The sequence below is a fragment of the Mycobacterium sp. NPDC003449 genome, assembly GCF_053588415.1.
Genome location: NZ_JBSFPX010000014.1, coordinates 43,391 through 67,271 on the forward strand (window position 1 = coordinate 43,391; position 23,881 = coordinate 67,271).

Sequence of the window (23,881 nt, forward strand, 5' to 3'; positions counted from 1 at the left end):
TTCCACGGCGGCTCCGCAGGCCCATTCCGGCGTCGCGTTCGGGCGTCACCCCCGCGGTATGGCGTCGCGAATCCGGCGTCGCCGCCCCCGTGAGCACCGAAACATTACTGAGTAGTAAGTACAGTCAGCAAACTTTCCGCCGGAACCGGTACCGTTCGCTGGACAAATCCGGCTCACCTGTCGACTCCGGCGCCGGCCGCCGGGGGCGTCGGAGCGAGTGGAAAATCACGATAACGATTCGATAACAATGCTGCTTTGATCTGCAGTGTTGTAGCTACTCGACCGTAACCACCTACATGCAGGACGTTTGTCCGGATTGGTTCGGATCGCCGATCGGCGGGGTGTTACGTTGCCGACGGTTACCCGTGCGTAGAACTCATCAGTAACCGATCGGGCCGGAAACCGCCGGTCAACTCTTATGCCACTCTTAGTACGGCAGAGCTGCGCGCGCGCAACGACCGGAGACCACATCGAGGAACCGCAGCCCTGCCGGATTCGACGCTGAATCGCCGGTGGCCCGATGCCCGGGGGAGGAGCAGGCCCCCGAGGTGCCGGCCCCAGACAACGCGGCACCCGACGCACAGACGCGACAGCCACCCGCGAGCACAGACGAGAGCAGACGAGCAGCACGAGGAGACAGAGCGCCAGTGACCATCTACGAAGACGACCGGGTATCCGCAGGATGGAACGGCGAGTCCGGATCTGACGGCAAGCCGGCCGACTCCCCGCATGCCCTCGTCGACCGGCTCAGCGCCGGCGAACCGTATGCCGTCGCTTTCGGAGGCCAGGGCAGCGCCTGGCTGGAGACCCTCGAAGAGCTGGTGTCCTCGGCCGGGATCGAGACCGACCTGGCGACCCTGGCCGGCGAGGCCGAGCTGCTGCTGGAGCCCGTCGCCGCCGAGCTGGTCGTGGTCCGCCCGATCGGCTTCGAGCCATTGCAATGGGTGCGCGCGCTCGCCGCGGAGGAACCCGTGCCGTCGGCCAAGCAGCTGACCTCGGCCGCGGTGTCGGTGCCCGGCGTGCTGCTCACCCAGATCGCGGCTGTGCGCGCGCTCGCGCGTCAGGGCATGGATCTGGTCGCCACCCCGCCGGTGGCCGTCGCGGGCCACTCACAGGGCGTGCTGGGCGTTCAAGCGCTGGCCGCCAAGGGCGCCAGGGACGTCGAGCTGCTGGCGCTCGCCCAGCTGATCGGTGCCGCGGGCACGCTGGTGGCCCGGCGGCGCGGGATCACCGTGCTCGGCGACCGGCCGCCGATGCTGTCGATCACCAACGCCGAGCCCGAGCGCATCTACGAGCTGCTCGAAGAGTTCTCGGCCGATGTCCGCACCGTGCTGCCGCCGGTGTTGTCGATCCGCAACGGCAGGCGCTCGGTGGTCATCACCGGCACGCCCGAGCAGCTGTCCCGGTTCGAGCTGTACTGCACCCAGATCGCTGAGAAGGAAGAAGCCGAGCGCAAGAGCAAAGTCCGCGGCGGCGCGGTTTTCGCGCCCGTCTTCGACCCGGTGCAGGTCGAGGTCGGTTTCCACACCCCACGGCTGTCCGACGGCGTCGACATCGTCGGCCGCTGGGCCGAGGCGGTCGGCCTCGACGTGCAGCTCGCCAGGGAGCTGACCGAGGCGATCCTGGTCAGCCAGGTCGACTGGGTCGACGAGATCTCCGATCTGCACGAGGCCGGCGCCCGGTGGATCCTGGACCTCGGGCCCGGCGACATCCTGACCCGGCTGACCGCGCCGGTGATCCGCGGCCTCGGCATCGGCATCGTGCCCGCCGCCACCCGTGGCGGCCAGCGCAACCTGTTCACCATCGGCGCGGTGCCCGAGGTGGCCCGGCCCTGGTCCAGCTACGCCCCGACCGCGGTGCGTCTGCCGGGCGGTTCGGTCAAGCTGGAGACCAAGTTCACCCGGCTGACCGGACGCTCACCGATCCTGCTCGCCGGGATGACCCCGACGACGGTGGACGCCAAGATCGTCGCCGCGGCCGCCAACGCCGGCCACTGGGCCGAGCTCGCCGGCGGCGGCCAGGTCACCGAACAGATCTTCAACGACCGCATCGCCGAGCTCGAAACGCTGCTGGAGCCGGGCCGTTCGATCCAGTTCAACACCCTGTTCCTGGACCCCTACCTGTGGAAGCTGCAGGTCGGCGGCAAGCGCCTGGTGCAGCGGGCCCGCCAGTCCGGTGCCCCGATCGACGGGGTCATCGTCAGCGCGGGCATTCCCGATCTCGAAGAGGCCGTCGAGCTGATCGGCGAACTCAACGACATCGGGATCAGCCACGTGGTGTTCAAACCGGGCACGGTCGAGCAGATCCGCTCGGTCATCCGGATCGCCGCCGAGGTGCCCACCAAACCGGTCATCGCGCACATCGAGGGTGGCCGCGCCGGTGGCCACCACTCCTGGGAGGATCTCGACGACCTGCTGCTGGCCACCTACTCCGAGCTGCGGTCGCGGTCCAACATCACGATCTGCGTCGGCGGCGGCATCGGCACCCCGGAGCGGTCCGCGCAGTATCTGTCCGGTCAGTGGTCGGCGACCCACGGCTACCCGCTGATGCCGATCGACGGCATCCTGGTCGGCACCGCCGCGATGGCCACCCTGGAGGCCACCACCAGCCCGCAGGTCAAGCAGCTGCTGGTGGAAACCCAGGGCACCGGGGACTGGGTGGGTGCCGGGAAGGCCTCGGGCGGTATGGCTTCCGGGCGCAGCCAGCTCGGTGCCGACATCCACGAGATCGACAACACCGCATCGCGCTGCGGCAGGCTGCTCGACGAGGTCGCCGGTGACGGGGACGCGGTCGCGGCCCGCCGCGACGAGATCATCGCCGCCATGGCCGATACGGCCAAACCGTACTTCGGCGACGTCGCCGAGATGACCTACCTGCAGTGGCTGCGCCGCTACGTCGAGTTGGCCATCGGCGACGGCGACAGCACCGCCGACACCAAGCGCGATCATTCGCCGTGGCTGGACATCACCTGGCGGGACCGCTTCGAACAGATGCTCCAGCGCGCCGAAGCGCGTTTGCACGCACAGGATTTCGGCCCGATCGACACCCTCTTCGCCGACGCGGACCTGCTGGAGGATCCCAAGGGCGCGCTGGCCGCGCTGGTCGGCGCCTACCCGGATGCCGCGTCGGTGCCGCTGCACCCCGCCGATGTGCCGTTCTTCGTCGAGCTGTGCAAGACCCTTGGCAAGCCGGTCAACTTCGTCCCGGTCATCGACAAGGACGTGCGCCGCTGGTGGCGCAGTGACTCGCTGTGGCAGGCCCACGACGCCCGCTACGCCGCCGACCAGGTGTGTGTCATCCCCGGCACCGAGGCGGTCGCCGGGATCACCCGGGTCGACGAGCCGGTCGGTGAACTGCTGGACCGCTTCGAGCAGGCCGCGGTCGACGAGGTGCTGGCCACCGGCGCCGAGCCGGTGGACGTGCGCGCGCGCAGGCAGGGCCGCGGCGATGTGACCGGCCCGCTGGCCGTGCTGCTCGACGCCCCCGACGTGCTGTGGGCGGGCCGCATCGCGATCAACCCGGTGCACCGCATCGCCGCAACCGCCGACTGGCAGGTGCACGATGGCCATGACGGCGCCGAAAAACGTTCCGCCACCAACGCTTCCACCGGCGCCCGGCTCGAGGTCGTCGACGAGTCCCGGGTGGTGCTCTCGGTGCCGCTGTCGGGCACCTGGATCGAGATTCCGTTCACCCTGACCGAGGCGGTCCAGGGCGGCGGCGCCCCCGTGGTGTCGGTCGAGGACGCCTCGACCGCGATGCGCTCGGTGCTCGCCATCGCGGCCGGTGCCGACGGCCCCGGCGCTCTTGCGCCCGTCGTCGACGGCACCGCCACCGTCACCGTCGCATGGGACCCGGAGAAGGTCGCCGACCACACCGGCGTCACCGCCACCTTCGGGGCCCCGCTGGCGCCGACGCTGACCGTGGTGCCCGACGCGCTGGTCGGCCGGTGCTGGCCCGCGGTGTTCTCGGCGATCGGATCGGCGGCCACCGACGACGGCTTCCCGGTGGTCGAGGGCCTGCTGAGCCTGGTGCACCTGGATCACGCGGCGCAGCTGCTGGCCCCGCTTCCCACCGAGCACGCCGAACTCACCGTCACCGCAACGGCTTCGGCCGCCGTCGACACCGAGGTCGGGCGCGTTGTCCCGGTTTCGGTCGTCGTCAGCACGCTCGACGGCACCGAGCTGGCCAGGCTCGAGGAGCGGTTCGCGATCCGCGGCCGCACCGGTGCCGCCGAGCTGACCGATCCGGTGCGGGCCGGCGGCGCGATCTCCGACAACGCCACCGACACCCCGCGGCGGCGTCGGCGCGATATCGCCGTCGGCGCACCGGTCGACATGCGGCCGTTCGCCGTGGTGTCCGGTGACCACAACCCGATCCACACCGACCGGGCGGCCGCCCTGCTGGCCGGCCTGGAAAGCCCGATCGTGCACGGCATGTGGCTGTCGGCCGCGGCCCAGCACGTCCTCACCGCCACCGACGGGAAGCCGGTTCCGCCGGCCAAGCTGGTCGGCTGGACCGCGCGCTTCCTCGGCATGGTGCTGCCGGGCGACGAGGTCGACTTCCGCGTCGACCGGGTCGGAATCGACGTCGGCGCCGAGGTTCTTGAGGTTTCGGCGAAGGTCAAGGGTGAGCTCGTCATGTCGGCGACCGCCCGGCTGGCCGCCCCGAAGACCGTCTATGCGTTCCCCGGCCAGGGCATTCAGCACAAGGGCATGGGCATGGAGGTCCGGGCCCGCTCGAAGGCCGCCCGCAAGGTCTGGGATTCGGCGGACAAGTTCACCCGCGAGACGCTCGGCTTCTCGGTGCTGCACGTCGTGCGGGACAACCCCACCAGCCTGATCGCCTCCGGTGTGCATTACCAGCACCCCGAGGGCGTGCTGTACCTGACGCAGTTCACCCAGGTGGCGATGGCCACGGTGGCGGCGGCCCAGGTGGCCGAGATGCGTGAGCAGGGCGCGTTCGTCGAGGGCGCGATCGCCTGCGGGCACTCCGTCGGCGAGTACACCGCGCTGGCCTGCGTGTCGGGGGTTTACGAACTGGAGGCGCTGCTGGAGGTGGTGTTCCACCGCGGCAGCAAGATGCACGACATCGTCCCGCGCGACGAACTCGGCCGGTCGAACTACCGGCTGGCCGCGATCCGGCCGTCGCAGATCGACCTCGACGACGCCGACGTCAAGAGCTTCGTCGCGGATATCGCGGCGAACACTGGAGAGTTTCTAGAGATCGTGAACTTCAACCTGCGGGGTTCGCAGTACGCGATCGCGGGCACCGTGCGCGGCCTCGAGGCGCTCGAGGAGGAGGTCGAGCGGCGTCGCGAGATCAGCGGCGGCCGACGGTCGTTCATCCTAGTGCCCGGCATCGACGTGCCGTTCCACTCCAGCGTTCTGCGGGTCGGCGTGGACGACTTCCGGCGCAGCCTGGAGCGGGTCATGCCGCGGGACAAGGATCCCGAGCTGATCATCGGCAAGTACATCCCGAACCTGGTGCCACGGCCGTTCACGCTGGACCGCGACTTCGTGCAGGAGATCCGCGATCTGGTGCCTGCCGAGCCGCTCGACGAGATCCTCGCCGACTACGACACCTGGCGTAACGAGAAGCCGAAGGAGTTGTGCCGCAGGATCGTCATCGAGCTGCTGGCCTGGCAGTTCGCCAGCCCGGTGCGCTGGATCGAGACCCAGGACCTGCTGTTCATCGAGGAGGCCGCGGGCGGCCTCGGGGTCGAGCGGTTCGTCGAGATCGGCGTGAAGTCGGCCCCGACGGTGGCCGGTCTGGCGACCAACACGCTCAAGCTGCCCGAGTACTCGCACAGCACCGTCGAGGTGCTCAACTCCGAGCGGGACGCCGCGGTGCTGTTCGCCACCGACACCGATCCGGAACCGGAGCCGGACGTGGAGGAGGCTCCCGTGACACCCGCCGCGGAGGCAGCGCCCGCGGCGGCGGCCGCACCGGCCGCTCCGTCGGGTGGCCCACGGCCCGAGGACATCACGTTCGACGCGGCCGATGCCACGGTGGCGCTCATCGCGCTGAGCGCCAAGATGCGCATCGACCAGATCGAGGCACTGGACTCGATCGAGTCGATCACCGACGGTGCGTCCTCGCGGCGCAACCAATTGCTCGTCGACCTCGGTTCCGAGCTGAACCTCGGCGCCATCGACGGTGCCGCGGAAGCCGATCTGGGTGGGCTCAAGGGGCAGGTGAGCAAGCTGGCCCGCACCTACAAGCCGTACGGTCCGGTGCTCTCGGACGCGATCAACGATCAGTTGCGCACCGTGTTCGGCCCGTCCGGTAAGCGTCCGGCCTACATCACCGAGCGGGTCACCAAGACCTGGGAGCTCGGCCCCGGCTGGGCCAAGCACGTCACCGTCGAGGTCGCGCTGGGAACCCGTGAGGGCAGCAGCGTCCGCGGTGGGGACCTGGGCGACCTGCACGCGGGCGCCCTCGCCGACGCGGCAGGCGTCGACAAGGCGATCGACGGCGCGGTGGCCGCCGTCGCGGCACGGCACGGGGTGGCGGTGTCGCTGCCGTCGGCCGGCGGTGCGGGCGGCGGCGTGGTGGATTCGGCCGCACTCAGTGAGTTCGCCGAGACGGTCACCGGACGCGACGGGGTGCTGGCCAACGCGGCCCGCACGATTCTGGGTCAGCTCGGCTTGGATGCTCCGGTCAGCGCGCCGGAGGCCGCGACCGATGCCGACCTGATCGACCTGGTCAGCTCCGAACTCGGTTCGGACTGGCCGCGACTGGTGGCGCCGGCGTTCGACGCCCGCAAGGCCGTGGTGTTCGACGACCGGTGGGCCAGCGCCCGCGAGGATCTGGTCACGCTGTGGCTGTCGGACGAGGACGAGGTCGACGCGCAGTGGCCGCGGCTGTCGGAGCGGTTCGAAGGCGCCGGGCATGCGGTTGCCACCCAGGCCAATTGGTGGCAGGGCAAGGCACTGGCCGCGGGCCGCAACGTGCACGCATCGCTGTTCGGCCGGATCGCGGCCGGGGCCGAGAATCCCGGAACCGGCCGGTATTCCGACGAGGTCGCGGTGGTCACCGGTGCGTCGAAGGGTTCGATCGCCTCGGCGGTCGTCGGGCAGTTGCTCGATGGCGGCGCGACCGTGGTCGCCACCACCTCGCGCCTTGACGACGACCGGTTGGCGTTCTACAAGCAGCTCTACCGCGACAACGCGCGGTTCGGCGCCACACTGTGGGTGGTCCCGGCCAACATGGCGTCCTACTCCGATATCGACAAGCTGGTCGAATGGGTGGGCACCGAGCAGGTCGAAAGCCTTGGGCCGCAATCCATCCACCTCAAGGACGCGCAGACCCCCACCCTGCTGTTCCCGTTCGCCGCGCCGCGCGTGGCCGGGGACCTCTCGGAGGCGGGCTCGCGGTCCGAGATGGAGATGAAGGTGCTGCTGTGGGCCGTGCAGCGGCTCATCGGCGGGCTGTCCACGATCGGGGCCGAGCGCGATATCGCCTCACGCCTGCACGTGGTGCTGCCCGGTTCGCCCAACCGCGGCATGTTCGGTGGCGACGGCGCCTACGGCGAATCCAAGTCCGCGCTCGACGCGCTGGTGAACCGTTGGAGCGCCGAATCGTCCTGGGCCGAGCGGGTCAGCCTGGCGCACGCGCTGATCGGCTGGACCAAGGGCACCGGACTGATGGGGCACAACGACGCCATCGTCAGCGCGGTCGAGGAGGCCGGTGTCACCACCTACACCAGTGCCGAGATGGCGGCGATGCTGCTCGACCTGTGCACGGTGGAATCCAAGGTGGCCGCGGCCGGCGCGCCGATCAAGGTCGATCTGACCGGCGGGCTCGGCGACATCAAGCTCGACATGGCCGAGCTGGCCGCCAAGGCTCGTGAGGACATGTCAAGTGCCGCAGCCGATTCCGAAGAGGAAGAGGGTGCTTCCGGTACCATCCCGGCGCTGCCGTCCCCGCCCCGCGGGTACGATCCGGCTCCCGCGCCGGAGTTCGGCGACCTCGACGTCGACCCGGCCGACCTGGTCGTCATCGTCGGTGGTGCCGAACTCGGCCCGTACGGCTCGTCGCGGACCCGCTTCGAGATGGAGGTCTCCGGCGAGTTGTCGGCGGCAGGCGTCCTGGAGCTCGCCTGGACCACCGGTCTGGTCAAGTGGGAGGACGATCCCAAGGCCGGCTGGTACGACACCGAAACCGGTGAGCTGGTGCCCGAGGCCGAGATCGTGGAGCGCTACCACGACGCCGTGGTGGAGCGGTGCGGTATCCGGGAGTTCGTGGACGACGGCGCGATCGACCCCGATCACGCCTCACCGCTGCTGGTCAGTGTGTTCCTGGACAAGGACTTCTCGTTCGTGGTGTCCAGCGAGGCCGACGCCCGGGCGTTCGTGTCCTTCGACCCCGAGCACACCGTGGCCCGGCCGGTTCCGGACTCCGGCGACTGGGAGGTGATCCGTAAGGCGGGCACCGAGATCCGGGTCCCGCGCAAGACCAGGCTGTCGCGCACGGTGGGCGCGCAGATCCCGACCGGGTTCGATCCGACGGTGTGGGGTATCACCCCGGACATGGCCGGCTCGATCGACCGGGTGGCGCTGTGGAACATCGTGGCGACCGTGGACGCGTTCCTGTCCTCGGGCTTCACCCCGACCGAGCTGATGCGCTGGGTGCACCCGAGCCTGGTGGCCTCCACGCAGGGCACCGGCATGGGTGGCATGACCTCGATGCAGACCATGTACCACGGCAACCTGCTTGGCCGGGCCAAGCCCAACGACATCCTGCAGGAGGTGCTGCCCAACGTCGTTGCGGCACATGTCATGCAGAGCTACGTCGGCGGTTACGGCGCGATGGTCCACCCGGTCGGCGCCTGCGCCACCGCGGCCGTCTCGGTCGAGGAGGGGATGGACAAGATCCGGCTCGGCAAAGCCGATCTGGTGATCGCGGGCGGCTTCGACGATCTGACCCTGGAAGCCATCATCGGCTTCGGTGACATGGCGGCCACCGCCGACACCGAGATGATGCGGGCCAAGGGGATCAGCGATTCGAAGTTCTCCCGCGCCAACGACCGGCGCAGGCTCGGGTTCCTGGAAGCCCAGGGCGGCGGCACCATCCTGCTGGCCCGCGGTGACCTGGCCGCCAGGATGGGGCTGCCGGTGCTGGCGGTGGTCGGCTATGCGCAGAGCTTCGCCGACGGTGTGCACACCTCGATCCCGGCGCCCGGGCTCGGCGCGCTGGGCGCCGGTCGCGGCGGCAAGGATTCGGCATTGTCGCGCTCGCTGGCCAAACTGGGCGTCGGCGCCGACGACATCGCGGTGATCTCCAAGCACGACACCTCGACGCTGGCCAACGATCCCAACGAGACCGAACTGCATGAGCGGCTGGCCGATTCGATGGGCCGGTCGCCGGGTGCGCCGATGTTCATCGTCAGCCAGAAGACGCTGACCGGGCACGCCAAGGGCGGTGCGGCGGTGTTCCAGATGATGGGTCTGTGCCAGATCCTGCGCGACGGTGTCATTCCGCCGAACCGCAGCCTGGACTGCGTCGACGACGAGTTGGCCACCTCCGGCCACTTCGTCTGGGTGCGTGAGGCCCTCGACCTGCGCGGGAAGTTCCCGCTCAAGGCCGGTCTGGTCACCAGCCTCGGGTTCGGTCACGTATCGGGTCTGGTCGCGCTGGTGCATCCGGAGGCGTTCGTCGCGGCACTGGACCCGGCCGAGCGGGAGAGCTACCGCAAGCGGGCCGAGCAGCGCACGCTGGCCGGTCAGCGCCGGCTGGCTTCGGCGATCGCCGGTGGGCGGTCGATGTACGAGAAGCCTGCCGACCGCCGTTTCGACCACGATTCGCCGGAGAAACGTCAGGAAGCGGCGATGCTGCTGGACCTGGACGCCAGGCTCGGCGATGACGATCTCTATGTGCGGTGAGCGCTTGCGCGACGAGCAGATAAGGTGAGTTAGCGTTCCTTCATGGCAATAGTCGGAGTAGGCATCGATCTCGTTTCCATCCCCGAATTCGCCGAGCAGGTGGACCGGCCGGGAACGGTTTTCGCCGAGACGTTCACGCCGGGTGAGCGCCGGGACGCCGCGGACAAGAGTTCGTCGGCGGCCCGGCACCTGGCGGCTCGGTGGGCGGCCAAGGAGGCCGTGATCAAGGCATGGTCGGGCTCGCGGTTCTCCAAGCGCCCGGCGCTACCCGAGGGGATCCACCGCGATATCGAGGTGGTGACCGATATGTGGGGGCGGCCCAAGGTGCGGTTGTCCGGCGAGATCGCCAAGCACCTGGAGAGCGTGACGATCCACGTGTCGCTGACGCACGAGGCCGACACCGCCGCCGCGGTCGCCATCATCGAGGAGCTGTAGCCCTTCTCCGCGAGCGACCGTGTCTGTACGCCGACACGCCGTATTTTCCCGGCATTTTGCGGTCGCTCGCGGGGCCCGGCGCGGGGGATCAGCCGCGCCAGTCCCAGCCGCTCCAGTTCCAGGGGCCGTTCGCGTCACCGGAATTGCCGTTGCCGCTGTTGCCGTCACCGGAGTTCCCGTTGCCGCTGTTGCCGTTACCCGAGTTGCCGTTCCCGCTGTTGCCGTTGCCGGAATTACCGCAGCCGGTGTTGCCATACCCACTGTTGCTGTTGGCGCAGTCCGGGCCGGCGACCGACGTCGGCGCCCCGGTGCCGGGGAGACCGGTGATCGCAGCGGCGGGCAGCGCCGCGACGATCGCGGCGAACCCCAGGCAGGCCAGACCACGGGGTAGACGTCCCATGTGTTCGGTCATCATGAATCCTCATCGACAGTGACTGATCCGTTCGGCGAACAGTCAGATGCATAGCCAATCTATCTTATTGTGTCGGGTGAGTTCAATAGAGGCCCGCTCCGGTGCGGCACTACGCTCATCTGCATGACTGATGTCGCGCAGCGGGTACGGCAGGTGTTGGGCTCGGTGCGGTCGGATCTGGAGGATCTGGTCCGCATCCAGTCGGTGTGGGCCGATCCGGGCCGCCGCGACGAGGTGGCACGCAGTGCCGCGGCGGTGGCGAAGCTGTTGTCGGAGGCCGGTTTTCCCGACGTGCGGATCGTCAGCGAGGGCGGTGCGCCCGCGGTCATCGCACACCACCCGGCTCCCGCCGGTGCGCCCACCGTGCTGCTCTATGCGCATCACGACGTGCAGCCAGAAGGCGATCCGGCGCAGTGGAGCTCCTCGCCGTTCGACCCCACCGAGCGCGACGGCCGCCTGTACGGACGCGGTACCGCCGACGACAAGGCCGGTATCGCAACACATCTGGCCGCGGTGCGGGCATTCGATGGCAAGCCGCCGGTCGGGGTGACGGTATTCGTCGAAGGCGAGGAGGAGTCCGGGTCGCCGTCACTGGGCGCCCTGCTGGCCGCGCACCAGGACGCCCTGGCCGCCGACGTCATCGTCATCGCCGATTCGGACAACTGGAGCACGGAGATCCCGGCGCTGACCGTCTCGCTGCGTGGCCTGGCCGATTGCGTGGTCGAGGTCGCCACCCTCGACCACGGCCTGCACTCGGGCCTGTGGGGCGGGGTGGTGCCCGATGCGCTGAGCGTGCTGGTGCGGTTGCTGGCCAGCCTGCATGACGACGACGGAAATGTCGCCGTCGCAGGTCTGCACGAGGCCACCGCCGCCGATGTGGACCGCGGCGGAGACTGGGTGCGCGACGAGTCCGGGTTGCTGGACGGCGTTTCCGAAATCGGTTCCGGCACAGTCGTGCAACGCATGTGGGCCAAGCCCGCGGTGACGGTCATCGGCATCGACACCACGCCCGTCGACAAGTCGTCGAACACCCTCATCCCACGGGCTCGCGCCAAGGTCAGCATGCGGGTGGCGCCCGGCGGGGATGCCCGCGCCCACCTCGACGCGCTGACCCGCCACCTGGAGAGCCATGCGCCGTGGGGAGCGCGGGTGACGGTCACTCCGGGCGATGTCGGGCAGCCCTACGCGATCGACTCCACCGGACCGGTGTACGAGGCGGCCCGCGCGGCGTTCCGCGAAGCCTGGGGCACCGATCCGGTCGATATGGGCATGGGCGGCTCGATCCCGTTCATCGCCGAATTCGCCGCCGCGTTCCCGCAGGCCACCATCCTCGTCACCGGTGTGGAGGATCCCGGCACGCAGGCACACAGCGTCAACGAGAGTCTGGACCTCGGTGTGCTGGAGAAGGCGGCGACCGCCGAGGCGCTACTGCTCGAAGCGTTGGCCTCGCGCTGATCGTGGGCGGCTACGTCGGCTGGTTCGCGGCGGGCCTGGTCGCCCTGGCGTTGGGCGCGGAGGTGATGGTCCGCGGCGGGGCCCAGCTGGCGTCACGGCTGGGGATCAGCCCGATGCTGGTCGGGCTCACCGTGGTGTCGATCGGCACCAGCCTCCCCGAACTCGCCGTCGGCGTCACCGCGGCGATCGAGGGCACCGGCGAACTGGCCGTCGGCAATATCGCCGGCACCAACGTCGTCAACGTGCTGTTCATCCTCGGCCTGAGTGCGCTGCTGAGCCCGCTCGCCATCGAACGCCGGACGTTGCGCTTCGACCTGCCCGCCATGACCGTGGCCGCGGTTCTGCTGTGGGCGTTGGCGGTCGACGGGATCCTGTCGCGGGTCGATGGCGCCATTCTGGTGTGCGGCGGGGTGGCCTACACCGCCGCCCTGATCCGCACATCCCGTCGGGAGAGCCGCGAGGTCGCCGCCGAGTACGCCCACGCATATCCCGGCACAGCGGGTGCCGATCCGGGCCCGCGACCCGCGCCCGGATCCGGTGGACTGGTGCGCCACATCGCGATGACACTGGTCGGGATCACGGTCGTGGTGATCGGTGCGGAGTGGCTCGTCGACGGCGCCACCGGCCTGGCCCGCGGACTCGGGGTGTCCGACGCCCTCATCGGGCTGACCGTCGTCGCGATCGGCACCTCGGCTCCCGAGTTGGTGACGACGATCGTCTCGACGGTGCGCGGCCAGCGCGACATCGCACTCGGAAACCTGTTGGGCAGCAGCGTCTACAACATTCTGCTGATTCTCGGCGTCACCTGTCTGGTGCCGTCCCACGGCCTGGCGCTGTCGGACACCCTGGTGCGGATCGACATCCCGATCCTGGTGGCCGCCACCCTGGTCTGCATCCCGATCTTCTTCTCGGGGCGGCGGGTTCACCGCGCCGAGGGCGCCGCGATGGTGGTCGCCTACCTGGCTTACCTGGCGTTTCTGCTAGCCACGCAGACGTAGCGCAGCGGGATCAGACCGACAGATCCCGGCGCAGCTTGGCGACGTGTCCGGTGGCCCGCACGTTGTACTGCGCGACGGCGATCCTGCCCTTCTCGTCGACGACGAACGTCGAGCGGATCACGCCCTGCACGGTTTTGCCGTACATGGTCTTCTCGCCGAATGCACCCCAGGCGGTGAGCACCTTGCGTTCGGGATCGGACAGCAACGGAAACGTGAGGCCCTGCTCGTCGCGGAACTTGGCCAGTTTGGCCGGCTTGTCCGGGGAGATGCCGACGACGTCGAGTCCTGCGCCGCCCAGTTCGGCGAGATTGTCGCGGAAGTCGCAGGCCTGTTTGGTGCATCCGGGCGTGCTCGCGGCGGGGTAGAAGTACACGATTACCTTGCGGCCCTTGTCGTCGGCGAGTTTGACGACGTTGCCGTCGGCGTCGGGCAGACTGAACGCAGGGGCGGTGTCTCCCACCTCGAGGCGCGGGGTCGGCGGCATAGGTGGATATCCCTTCTGATCGGCCGGTGCCGTTCGAACACGGCCGGCTGATCTAGGGTAGTGCGGCAGGCAACACGATATGGAGCGGCTGGAGGAGCAATCAGTGACGAACCGCGATCCGGAGACCATCAAACAGGACATTGATCGGGCTCGCGATCAGTTGGCGTTGACTGTCGACTCATTGGCCGAGCGGGCCAACCCGCAGCGGCTGGCCGGTGACGCCAAGGCGCGGGCGGTGGAGTTCGTCAAGAAGCCTGCCGTCACGGTGTCGCTGGCGGGGGCCGGTGTGCTGGTGTTGGCCATCATCGTGCTGCGCATCAAACGGCGCTGATCGACAATCCGTCGCCGGGTTAGCCCAGCCTTGGCTACCGGATGGTCTACCGACCGGTAGGCGGTGGGCAAAACCGGCTGCTCAGCGACGACGGCCGGGGCGCAACCACCCGGTCAGCGAGGAGTTCGGGGGATTGGCGATGCGGCCGAGCCGGCTGCAGCTGTATATCGTCAGCGGCATTTGTGCAGCAACGCGTGGTGAGGTCAGCGTGCCGGTTGGTTCTGCCTCCGCTGCTGTGGTCATCAGCTAATACCTCATATTCTGGCGTGATCGCCGAGTTCGGCAAGTGCGGAACAGCTCAGCTAACTTCAATGTATCAGCATTATTAGTGCCTGACCAGGTAATGTTTCGCTGGGCGCGTCGCTTGCAGTAACTTACGCATACGTCAATGCAGCGTCTGGATGCGTCTGGTAAGGTGCTCTACTTCCGCTGAGCAGCACATAGTCCCAAACGTCGAGGCATGGGCCGATGTGTCAGATGTCCGATCAGAGTGTGCAAAGTCACCCGGTCGGTGCGGAGGCGCGCGGGTTCGCGTCACGGACCGGATCCGGTCCGGTCGGGTGTGACCGCGAGGGACCCGGCGACCTTGCGGTTTCGCCCGGTCGGCGCGGGTGCGGGCGAATGTCGTCGCGGCGGGTGTCCAGCGCAATCATCGCTGGGTTAGCTCGGTCGCAGCTCGTTTGCTGAAGGTGTGATGTGCCCGGTTACGGTGGTAAGGCTAACTGCTGTCCGGGAGGTAAAGTCACGTTCCGGCAAACTGCTTTTCGGATGGTACGCAGGGATTTTCCGGGTGCGGTCGACGACGTGGCCCCGGAACAGGGTTTCGTCGGCGAACGTGTAGCGAACCGGATTTATCTCGGAATCGGTTGCTACCGCATGGGTGTCCAGCTAAGGTCATATGCGGGTCCGGCCGGGGAGGCGGGCCGGGATCCGATATGGAACCGCAACACGGGTCAAACCGTGTGATCGGGGGTTTGAAGCGTGCAGCAAACAATGGCAAAAGACGTCGGTGTCGATGCGGTTGCTGTCGCGAGCCACTCTTGCGGGGCCATCACCCATACCGCCGGTGCCGCCGGGGTTGGGATTCGCTGACAGCATCAACGGCTCACGTCGTCTCGTCGGGATTCGACGCTGAGCCGTTTTTTATTACGGATCTGGAGGCCACATGGCGCACGTGAGCGACGAGACCCTGAATGATCTGCGCAGGGAACTCGACCGCTTCAAATTCGAACAACACCGGGACCGTGGCTACGCCGCGGCCCATCTGGCCGGCGCCGTGGAGATGCTGCTGGAGGAAGCCGAGCAGAGTATCGGTGAGCGATATCGAGCGGGATGACGCCTGGCCGGCGGGATTGCGATACGAAAAGGGCGGGCGCAGAAAACGCCCGCCCTTCGGTAGAGATGTGGTGCGCCGTCAGGGTTTCGAACCCCGGACCCGCTGATTAAGAGTCAGCTGCTCTACCAACTGAGCTAACGGCGCGCGCAAGAGACAATAACAGGACACCTGGCCAAGCGTGAAATCCGCAGGCTGTGTGCCCAGCCCCGGCGCCACGGTCGGGCGTGGGCGAATTCTCCCTTAGACTATTGCCAAGATTGGCTTGACGCAGACAACTGCCTGGCGAGAGGTGAACGACATGGGGCAGGTCCACCCGGTGACCCGTCCGTACCGGAGCGTGCTCCGGCGGGCCGTTGTCGCGATGGTGCCCGCCGTGATGTTCGGCCTCGTGGCCTGCGGCGACGACCGTGATCGGCCCGCACCGGTGATCACCGACAAGGGAACGCCCTTCGGTGACCTGCTGGTGCCCAGGGTCAACGCGTCGGTCACCGACGGTGCCGTCGGGGTGAGGGTCGAGACCCCGGTAACCGTCACCGCCGAGAACGGTGTGCTCGGCAGCGTCAGCATGACCGACGAGAACGGCGCGCCGGTTGCCGGTGAGTTCAGCGCGGACGGCCTGACCTGGTCGACCACCGATCGGCTCGACTACAACGAGCAGTACACGCTCAACGCGGCATCGCTCGGGCTGGGTGGCGTGGCCAACCGCCGGCTGACCTTCGAGACGCATTCGCCGGGGAATCTCACGATGCCCTACGTGCTGCCCAACGACGGCGAGGTCGTCGGCGTCGGGCAGCCGCTGGCCGTCCGGTTCGACGAGAACATCACCGATCGGGTGGCCGCGCAGCAGGCCATCAAAGTGACGACCAACCCGCCGGTCGAGGGCGCCTTCTACTGGCTCAACAACCGCGAAGTGCGTTGGCGCCCAGCACAATACTGGGAGCCCGGCACCTCGGTGGATGTCACGGTGAACACCTACGGTGTCGAGCTGGGCGACGGTCTGTTCGGGCAGGGCAGCGCCAAGACGCACTTCACCATCGGTGACAAGGTCATCGCGACGGCCGACGACGACGCCAAGACTCTGACGGTCCGCCGCAACGGCGAGGTCGTCAAGACGATGCCGATCTCGATGGGCAAGGACAAGACGCCGACCAACAACGGCACCTACATCATCGGTGACCGCTACGAGCACCTCGTCATGGATTCGTCGACCTACGGCGTACCGGTCAACTCGCCCAACGGATATCGCACCGAGGTGGACTTCGCGACCCAGATGTCCTACAGCGGTATCTACGTCCACGGAGCACCGTGGTCGGTGGGCAGCCAGGGGTACAGCAATGTCAGCCACGGCTGCCTCAATGTCAGCACCGCCAATGCCCGCTGGTTCTACGAGAACACCAAACGCGGCGACATCGTCGAGGTGACCAATACCGTGGGCAGTGTGCTGCCCGGCACGGACGGCCTCGGCGACTGGAACATCCCGTGGGGCCAGTGGCGGACCGGTAACGCCAGCACCTGATCGCTACCGCATCGAATTGTCCAGTGAGGCAAGCGAATTTGCGAGGTACTGTTCGGGGAACGGCGGCATCCCGCCGATCTGGTCGGCGAAACTCTGCGGTGTGTCGGTCCAGTCGTAGGTCAGGGTGACGTCGGTGTCCTCGCCGTTGGGGGCGAGGTCGTAACGCCACCACCAGCCACCCGGCGCATGGCTGCCCGATTCGTCGAGCTGACCGGGCAGCCATGCGATGGTGCGGTCCTTGTCGAACTCGGTGACGAGGTTGTGCATGACGTAATGCCCGCCCGCCTGTTCGAGGAACATGTTGATCGCGAACATCTGGCCGGCTCCGGTGATCGGCCGCGGTTCGACGGCGTCGCGCACCCAGTCGCCGGGTTCGGTGTCCTGATGCCGGGCCGGGTCGGCGAGTACGGCGAATACCTCACCGGGGCGGGCGGCGATGGTGCGGGTGACGGTGAAGCGGTGGTCGGTCATCGAGGATCCTCTCCATAGGCGCGGGCGATGTCGGGGCTGTCCAGCCAGCCCGAGTAGGTGGGCCGTTTCGGCCAGCCGTCGGGGGAATCGAGCCACTCCTCCTGTCGTCCCCACGGCAACAGGTCGATCAGGGGGAAGGTGTGGCTGAGTTGTTCGGTACCGCGACCGTTGGTGTGCCAGGTGCGGTACACGGTGTCGCCGTCGGGGTGCTCGACCCGGAAGAAGACGTTGACCGCGAAGCCCTCATTGGGCGCGGCGTCGACGTCGGCCCCGAACGTGCTCTCCGACGACGAGTACCACTGCATCTTGTTGCCGACCTTGGCGCGGTAGGCCATCGCCTCATCGATCGGCCCGTTGGTGACGATCACGAACCGCGCGTCGTAGTTGTCCAGGAATTCCAGCCGGGTGAACTGCGAGGTGAACCCGGTGCAGCCGCCGCACTGCCATTCGGCGCCGTCGGTCCACATGTGGTGGTAGGTGATCAGCTGCGAGCGGCCTTCGAAGATGTCGGCGAGCCGGACCGGCCCGTCGGCGCCGATGAGGGTGTATTCGGGCAGTTCCACCATGGGCAGGCGCCTGCGCGCCGCGGCGATGGCGTCCAGTTCCCTGGTGGCGGCCTTCTCGCGGCTGCGTAGATCGTCGAGTGCGGTGCGCCAGGTCTGCTGGTCGACCACCGGGGGTGCTCCTGCGGTCATGGGGCCTCCTTGTGCCGATGAATCCTCATTGCGATGTATTGACCCACCGCGCGGCCCGAACTCATCGGCGCGGTACTGTCCGACCACGAAGGGTGACCTAACACTTTCAGCCGAAAATGGAAAGCGGGTGGATCCAGAATGACCGGTCAACGCGCAGACGCAGCCGGGCTGCGCCTCCTTGTCGTCGGCGCATCGTCCGGCATCGGGCACGCGGTAGCGGAGAGCGCCGCGCAGCGCGGCGCCGAGGTGGCGGTGGCGGCACGTCGTATAGACCTGTTGACCGCACTGGCCGACACGATCGGAGGCGGAGCGTTCGAACTCGACGTCGAGGACCCGGCGGCCATCGCCCGGGTGGTCGACGCCGCCGCCGAGCGGCTGGGCGGGTTGGACGCCCTGGTGTTCACCAGCACCGTGGTCCCGTTCGCCTACATCGAGGACACCGACGTGGCGACCTGGTTGCACGCGTTCAGCGTCAACACCGTCGGCGCCAACAACGTGTTGCGCGCCGCGCTGCCGCACCTGGCCGACAACGGTGTGGTGTTGATCGCCTCGAGTCACGATGTCGGGCGGCCCAGGGCGGGGGTGGCCGCCTACAGCGCCAGCAAGGCCGCGCTCGACGAGATCCTGCACTCGTGGCGCAGCGAGCATCCGGAGCTGTCGATCCTGCGCGTCGGTATCGGGCCCACCGAGGACACCGAGATCCTGCGTGGTGCGGACCGCGACCTGCTGGCCCAGCTGTTCGAGTCGTGGGTCGAGCACGGGCAGCTGCCCGCGCGGATGTCGGCTCTCGACGACGTCGCCAACACCCTGGTGTCACTCGTCACCACGGCGCACGAAAATCCCAGTGTGGTCGCCGAATTCGTGCAGCTGGCGCCCCGGATCAAGAAGCCCGCGGCCGACGCGCCCTAGCCGACAACCGGGCCATGCCCTCGCCGGTCAGATCGTCGGCGACCGCGACGGACCGCCCGGTCATGGCCATCAGCAGTGCCTCGCCGGATCCGCGGATTTCGGGCCCCCGGCCTGCCGCCCAGTCCAGGTCGGTGGCGACCAGACGCAGGCCACGGGTTCGCCGGGCGCCCCCGATCACCGGGCTCACCCTGGCGTATGTCAGCGCTGCCGATAACCGCTCGGCGGGGACGAGTCGGGGCAGGCCCAGTGGGCGGCGAATGTCCTGCTGGTGGATCAGGCATTCGATGAGTGCGACCCGCGCCCCGTAGAGGGCCCCGGCTCCCGATGGTGCCGCGCCGTCGCGCATCAGCGCGGTGAGCCGTTCCGGTTCGAGCCCGGCCAGCGGTTCCAGTCCGCGGGCGTTGAGCCTGTCGACGTTGCCCCTCGATGCGGTCATGTTGAGAATCAGCCGGGGCAGGGTCTGACCGAGGTAGGCGACCGTGTGGGCGGCGACGTCGCGCACCGTCCACCCGTCGCACAGGGTCGGTGCATCCCACTGCGCCGGGGTGAGACCGGCCAACAGATCGGCGAAGGCTTCCCGTTCGGCTCGAGCCATACCCTGAACCCCGTAGGACATCCCCACAGTGTGGCCGAACCGGTCGTGGCGCCGATGAGTTTCCCGTCGTGGGGGAGTCGATCAGGTATGCGCTCACTGATCATCACCCAGAACATCACGCTCGACGGCTCCGTGGAAATGCTGGAGGACTGGTTCGACCCGCAGACGCAGGACGACGAACTGCTTGCGGAGATGCACCGCCAGGACGAGACCGCCGACGGACTGTTGCTGGGGCGGAAGACGTTCGAAGACTTCCGCGGGTACTGGCCGAATCAGTCCGACGACACCACCGGCGTGACGGACTATCTCAACGGGGTCGACAAGTATGTGGTGTCCTCGACCATGACCGATCCGCAATGGGGCAACTCGACGATCCTGCCGGGCGATCCGGTCGAGCACACCCGCGGGCTCAAGGCCTCCGACGGCGGCGACATCGTGGTGACCGGGAGCATCACCCTGTGCCACGCGTTGATCGCCGCCGATCTGGTTGACGAGATCCGGTTGTTCATCTACCCGTTCGTGCAGGGGCGCGGCCGACGCCTGTTTCCCGACGGCCGGATGATTTCGGGGCTCGCTCCGGCGGCCCGGCCGATGAGCTTTCCCGGCGGTGTCACGCTGGCATGCTGGAAGACGGGTAACACCACCGCCTGAGGCTGTGGGTGCTACAGCGGAACGGCGTATACGCCGTCCGACTCCTCGCGCAACGAGTCCAGCATCGACGGGTCATGGCCGGGGACCCGGACATCGGCGTGGCGGGTGTGAAGCGGTGGGTCAAGGAGTCGGAGGAATGGACGAGGGTGATCTGTCCATTGGTGTTGTGGCACTTCGACAGCGGCAACTCGGTGGAGATCGAGCTTCTGCAGATTGGTATCGCGATTGAAGCACTCGGGCACAAGATTGCGGTGCGCCCGGGACGCATCCAACTGCACAAAAGCCTGCACTTCCCGCAATACCTTGCGCTCATCGGAGCGACCCTCCAGTGCGATGTGGACCCCATCATCAAGGGAAGCCCCAGCAACGGTGTACCGGCACACAGCGACTTCGAGGCGTGGTCGGAGGATTTCAACAATCTGTACAAGCAGGCGAAGCACGCTGACCATCCGCTGCCCAACGGTCTGCACGCCGTCATCGCCGCGAGCTCGGGCGCACGACTCTTGCGGATGTGGCTGGCGGTGGAGTTCGGGGTCGATCCCCAGACTGTCAACGAGTTCGCGAAGTACCCATAGGGGAACGATGATCCACGAACACCATGAGTGGATCGCGGGCTGCGCGGCCCTGATCCGCTAAGCGGAGATGGATTCGCTGCTTATGTCGGTACCCGTGAAATACCGCGAATGCGTGCGACGAAGACTGTCGATAGAACCGCTGGTCAATGCAGCGATCTCGACATCGAGATCCTGACGTTCGCGCTCTAGCTTGAGCCTGTACGCCATGGCTTCGCGAGGAGATACGAACTGGTGAACGCGGCGATTCCGCGTCCGTCGGTTGAACTCAATGACGAACCCCGGCATTCCGATCACCCCCTTATCCTCAGGCGCTAGCTTCATCGAGCATACGGCGTATCGACTCCATGTCGCTCACGTGTTCGTCTAGGAGGGCCCGAAGCTCGTCCATGTCTTGATCATGCTGGGTGCGTCTGAGCGGCTCGTTCTCCACTGTCTCGATCACGGTTGCGCGCTGGTCATCAGTGATTTCGATGTCGTCAAAGCGGGGATGATTACGAATCCTCGCCATCACGTCGACGACCTCACGAAACCGTGCGTCGTTGCGAACCATTCTCACAATGTGGTCCTCTACACGGGCGAGAGCCTCCGACGCGTTGTGGAGGTGAGTCACCAGGCGTTGGACAGTGGGACTCTCATGTGACTCTCCATACCTAATATGACGGCCCGCGTAGTCGCCAAGCCGTTCGTAGGTGTTGGCCCAGGCGCTCTGTCCTCTGGTGCGAATTTGGATCTCCACTCGTCCTGCAGGGAGTCGGAGCCAGACGTGTACCGCGCGGTACCCACTATGGGGTGTTAGCCGGATATCTCTAACGTCGGTCCGCTCGGTGCCGAAGAACTCCCTAATCTCCTCTGCGAACGCCGTCTGCTGATCTAGGTTGCAGTCGAGATCAACACGGACGCCCGCCAAGTCCTGCACCTGGTTGAGGTGGAGGTGCGGCTGGCGGATGAGCTTGTCCCGCAAAGTATCGATGGTCTTTGCGCGGGCAGCGACATCGAAGTCACCGCGGTAGCTAGCCCATGGCCTGTCGCTGATCGTGGCGGCGACTTCCGCGCAGAGTTCGGAATGCCACTCCATGACCTGTTCGTATGACGGGCAATTTGCGGGAGGGTCTGCGCGATCCACTAGTGCCTTGCCAAGCTCGGCGAGCCTGCGACCAGACCAAGGGGGCTTCTGGTCGAGATCCACCCGGGCAGCTATAAGGGGATGGAATCGCCCTCACCGCCCGGTTGCCGCAGCTCTTGGCTACCCGTTGTTGCATGGCTTGTTGCATGGACCCCGAAACCGAACGATGCCCCACCCGCGTGTTTGCAGGTGGGGCATCGTTTCCAGTTGGGGTGGCTGACGGGACTCGAACCCGCGACAGCCAGGATCACAACCTGGTGCTCTACCAACTGAACTACAGCCACCATCGCCGCAGAGCCTTTCGGCAGGTGCAGCGTCGTAGATACTAGCCGCTCGGATGCTCTACAGCCGAATCGTTTGTCGACGGGCCGGTCGGCGGCGGCCCCAGTTCGCCGGCGATCGCGGCGATATCGCTGGTAGAGGGCCCGGGCGGGGCGACGAAGGCGGTGGCGCGGTAGTACTTGAGTTCACGGATCGACTCGTGGATGTCGGCCAGGGCGCGGTGGGCCAGCCCCTTCTCGGGCTGACCGAAGTAGATCCGCGGATACCAGCGCCGGCACAGCTCCTTGATCGAGCTCACGTCGATCATCCGGTAGTGCAGGTAGTCGTCGAGTTTGAGCATGTCGCGGGCGATGAACCCGCGGTCGGTGCCGATCGAATTGCCGGCCAGCGGCGCGGTCTTGGCCTGTTTGACGTGGCCGCGGATGTAGTCGAGCACCATATCCTCGGCGGTGGCGAGGTCGACCGTGGAGGCCCGCACCTCCTCGATCAGGCCCGAGCGGGTGTGCATCTGCTTGACCACGTCGACCATCGAGCCCAGCGCCTCGTCGTCGGTGTGTATCACCACGTCGAGGCCGTCGCCCAGGATGTTGAGGTCCGCGTCGGTGACCAGCACCGCGATCTCGATGAGGCGATCGGACTTGAGGTCCAGCCCGGTCATCTCGCAGTCGATCCACACCAGTTCGTCTCGCACGAACACCCACAGTATGCCCACGCCGCCCAACCACCCGCCCATACCCACCCGTTGGCAAGTAATGTCGGGTCTCGATTGGCCCGTGCGCGCATATTGGGAGGACCGCGAGATGACCACCGAATCGGCAGCAACTCCCGCGCAGCAGATCGCTGCCGGCTACGCAGTCGAAGGCCAGGCACTGGAATTGGGCACCGTCGTCGTCCCCGACGGTGATGCCAACACCGTCGACGCGTCCGCACTGGTCCGCATCCCGTTGGCCACGGTCAACCGGCACGGACTGATCGCGGGCGCGACCGGTACCGGTAAGACGAAGTCGCTGCAGGTGATCGCCGAGCAGCTGTCGGCGGCCGGCGTTCCGGTGTTGATGGCCGACGTCAAGGGCGACCTGTCGGGTCTGTCCAAGCCCGGCGAGACCAACGACAAGGTCGAGCAGCGGGCCAAGGACACCGGTGACACCTGGGCCGCGACGGCCTTCCCGGTCGAGTTCCTGTCGCTGGGCACCGGTGGGGTGGGGGTGCCGGTACGGGCCACGATCACCAGTTTCGGCCCGATCTTGTTGGCAAAGGTGTTGGGGCTCAACGCCACTCAGGAGTCCACGCTCGGGCTGATCTTTCACTGGGCCGACCAGAAGGGTCTGCCGCTGCTGGACATCAAGGACCTGCGTTCGGTGATCCAGTTCCTCACCAGCGATGAGGGCAAGCCCGAGCTGAAGGCGCTGGGGGCGGTGTCCTCGACGACGGCGGGGGTCATCCTGCGCGCCCTGGTCAACCTCGAAGCCGAGGGCGCCGACACCTTCTTCGGTGAGCCCGAACTCGAACCCAAGGATCTGCTGCGCCTCGACGATCAGGGCCGTGGCGTCATCACGCTGCTGGAGCTCGGGGCCCAGGCCGCCCGCCCGGTGATGTTCTCCACCTTCCTGATGTGGGTGCTGGCCGACCTGTTCACCACGCTGCCCGAGGTCGGCGACGTCGACAAACCGAAACTGGTGTTCTTCTTCAGGGGGCGAGGTGACCTCCCGCGACGACGGCCTGACGCTGC

The 23,881-nt window shown here is 67.5% G+C and carries 19 protein-coding genes and 2 tRNA genes; 11 read left to right on the forward strand and 10 right to left on the reverse strand.

Annotated features, from left to right (window positions below; all coding sequences use genetic code 11):
* The first annotated feature begins 647 nt into the window (after window positions 1–647).
* Entirely contained in the window at window positions 648–9,884 is a 9,237-nt protein-coding gene (locus ACWDTP_RS06690; RefSeq protein WP_450017806.1) for a fatty acid synthase subunit beta domain-containing protein, read from the forward strand.
* Between the two features lie 42 nt (window positions 9,885–9,926).
* Window positions 9,927–10,319, forward strand: a complete 393-nt coding sequence (acpS, locus tag ACWDTP_RS06695; RefSeq protein WP_450017808.1) for a holo-ACP synthase AcpS — start codon at window positions 9,927–9,929, stop codon at window positions 10,317–10,319.
* An 88-nt stretch (window positions 10,320–10,407) separates the two neighbouring features.
* Here acpS and ACWDTP_RS06700 read toward each other — a convergent pair whose 3' ends face one another.
* The gene (locus ACWDTP_RS06700) at window positions 10,408–10,731 is read right to left on the reverse strand and encodes a hypothetical protein (protein ID WP_450017810.1); all 324 of its coding nucleotides are present in this window, start codon (window positions 10,729–10,731) and stop codon (window positions 10,408–10,410) included.
* A 123-nt stretch (window positions 10,732–10,854) separates the two neighbouring features.
* On the opposite strand from ACWDTP_RS06700, the gene ACWDTP_RS06705 reads away from it, so the two are divergent.
* Entirely contained in the window at window positions 10,855–12,186 is a 1,332-nt protein-coding gene (locus tag ACWDTP_RS06705; protein WP_450017812.1) for a M20/M25/M40 family metallo-hydrolase, read from the forward strand.
* A gap of 65 nt (window positions 12,187–12,251) precedes the next feature.
* Entirely contained in the window at window positions 12,252–13,184 is a 933-nt protein-coding gene (locus ACWDTP_RS06710) for a calcium/sodium antiporter (protein ID WP_450017854.1), read from the forward strand.
* 10 nt (window positions 13,185–13,194) lie between these two features.
* On the opposite strand, the gene bcp is transcribed toward ACWDTP_RS06710, so the two are convergent.
* Window positions 13,195–13,668, reverse strand: coding sequence for a thioredoxin-dependent thiol peroxidase (bcp, locus tag ACWDTP_RS06715; protein ID WP_450017814.1), 474 nt, complete (start codon window positions 13,666–13,668; stop codon window positions 13,195–13,197).
* A gap of 103 nt (window positions 13,669–13,771) precedes the next feature.
* Between bcp and ACWDTP_RS06720 the strand changes: the two genes are divergently transcribed.
* Both ACWDTP_RS06720 and ACWDTP_RS06725 read left to right on the forward strand, forming a co-directional pair.
* Entirely contained in the window at window positions 13,772–13,999 is a 228-nt protein-coding gene (locus ACWDTP_RS06720) for a DUF3618 domain-containing protein (RefSeq protein ID WP_450017816.1), read from the forward strand.
* Window positions 14,000–15,164: 1,165 nt separating this feature from the next.
* Window positions 15,165–15,335: a hypothetical protein gene (locus tag ACWDTP_RS06725; RefSeq protein ID WP_450017818.1), complete on the forward strand. Its 171-nt coding sequence runs from the start codon at window positions 15,165–15,167 to the stop codon at window positions 15,333–15,335.
* A gap of 68 nt (window positions 15,336–15,403) precedes the next feature.
* Here ACWDTP_RS06725 and ACWDTP_RS06730 read toward each other — a convergent pair.
* Window positions 15,404–15,479: transfer RNA gene (locus ACWDTP_RS06730), tRNA-Lys, on the reverse strand.
* Window positions 15,480–15,633: 154 nt separating this feature from the next.
* On the opposite strand from ACWDTP_RS06730, the gene ACWDTP_RS06735 reads away from it, so the two are divergent.
* Window positions 15,634–16,851 carry a L,D-transpeptidase gene (locus ACWDTP_RS06735; protein WP_450017820.1) on the forward strand — a complete coding sequence of 406 codons (1,218 nt, stop codon included), beginning with the start codon at window positions 15,634–15,636 and terminating at the stop codon, window positions 16,849–16,851.
* Between the two features lie 3 nt (window positions 16,852–16,854).
* On the opposite strand, the gene ACWDTP_RS06740 is transcribed toward ACWDTP_RS06735, so the two are convergent.
* Window positions 16,855–17,322, reverse strand: coding sequence for an ATPase (locus ACWDTP_RS06740; protein WP_450017822.1), 468 nt, complete (start codon window positions 17,320–17,322; stop codon window positions 16,855–16,857).
* On the reverse strand, window positions 17,319–18,017 hold the full coding sequence (locus ACWDTP_RS06745) for a DUF899 domain-containing protein (protein ID WP_450017824.1): 699 nt from the start codon (window positions 18,015–18,017) through the stop codon (window positions 17,319–17,321). Before ACWDTP_RS06745 ends, ACWDTP_RS06740 begins: the two co-directional genes overlap by 4 nt.
* A gap of 138 nt (window positions 18,018–18,155) precedes the next feature.
* Here ACWDTP_RS06745 and ACWDTP_RS06750 point away from each other — a divergent pair, with 138 nt between their 5' ends.
* Entirely contained in the window at window positions 18,156–18,926 is a 771-nt protein-coding gene (locus ACWDTP_RS06750; protein ID WP_450017826.1) for an SDR family oxidoreductase, read from the forward strand.
* Here the strand turns inward: ACWDTP_RS06750 and ACWDTP_RS06755 are convergent.
* Window positions 18,898–19,542 carry a maleylpyruvate isomerase family mycothiol-dependent enzyme gene (locus tag ACWDTP_RS06755; RefSeq protein WP_450017828.1) on the reverse strand — a complete coding sequence of 215 codons (645 nt, stop codon included), beginning with the start codon at window positions 19,540–19,542 and terminating at the stop codon, window positions 18,898–18,900. The two genes, ACWDTP_RS06750 and ACWDTP_RS06755, sit on opposite strands and share 29 nt — an antisense overlap.
* A 66-nt stretch (window positions 19,543–19,608) precedes the next feature.
* Between ACWDTP_RS06755 and ACWDTP_RS06760 the strand changes: the two genes are divergently transcribed.
* Together ACWDTP_RS06760 and ACWDTP_RS06765 are read left to right on the forward strand one after the other, a co-directional pair.
* Window positions 19,609–20,172 (forward strand): dihydrofolate reductase family protein, encoded by a 564-nt coding sequence (locus ACWDTP_RS06760; RefSeq protein WP_450017830.1) that lies wholly within the window; start codon window positions 19,609–19,611, stop codon window positions 20,170–20,172.
* Window positions 20,173–20,246: 74 nt separating this feature from the next.
* Window positions 20,247–20,747 (forward strand): hypothetical protein, encoded by a 501-nt coding sequence (locus ACWDTP_RS06765; RefSeq protein ID WP_450017832.1) that lies wholly within the window; start codon window positions 20,247–20,249, stop codon window positions 20,745–20,747.
* A gap of 57 nt (window positions 20,748–20,804) precedes the next feature.
* On the opposite strand, the gene ACWDTP_RS06770 is transcribed toward ACWDTP_RS06765, so the two are convergent.
* From ACWDTP_RS06770 to orn, 4 genes are all read right to left on the reverse strand, one after another.
* Entirely contained in the window at window positions 20,805–21,032 is a 228-nt protein-coding gene (locus tag ACWDTP_RS06770; protein WP_450017856.1) for a hypothetical protein, read from the reverse strand.
* Window positions 21,033–21,051: 19 nt separating this feature from the next.
* Window positions 21,052–21,822, reverse strand: coding sequence for a hypothetical protein (locus ACWDTP_RS06775; RefSeq protein ID WP_450017834.1), 771 nt, complete (start codon window positions 21,820–21,822; stop codon window positions 21,052–21,054).
* Between the two features lie 256 nt (window positions 21,823–22,078).
* Window positions 22,079–22,154 (reverse strand) — tRNA-His (locus ACWDTP_RS06780).
* Window positions 22,155–22,195: 41 nt separating this feature from the next.
* Window positions 22,196–22,843, reverse strand: a complete 648-nt coding sequence (gene orn / locus ACWDTP_RS06785) for an oligoribonuclease (protein ID WP_450017836.1) — start codon at window positions 22,841–22,843, stop codon at window positions 22,196–22,198.
* A gap of 109 nt (window positions 22,844–22,952) precedes the next feature.
* Between orn and ACWDTP_RS06790 the strand changes: the two genes are divergently transcribed.
* Window positions 22,953–23,881 (forward strand): helicase HerA-like domain-containing protein (locus ACWDTP_RS06790; RefSeq protein ID WP_450017838.1); only part of this gene is annotated, 929 nt, incomplete at its 3' end.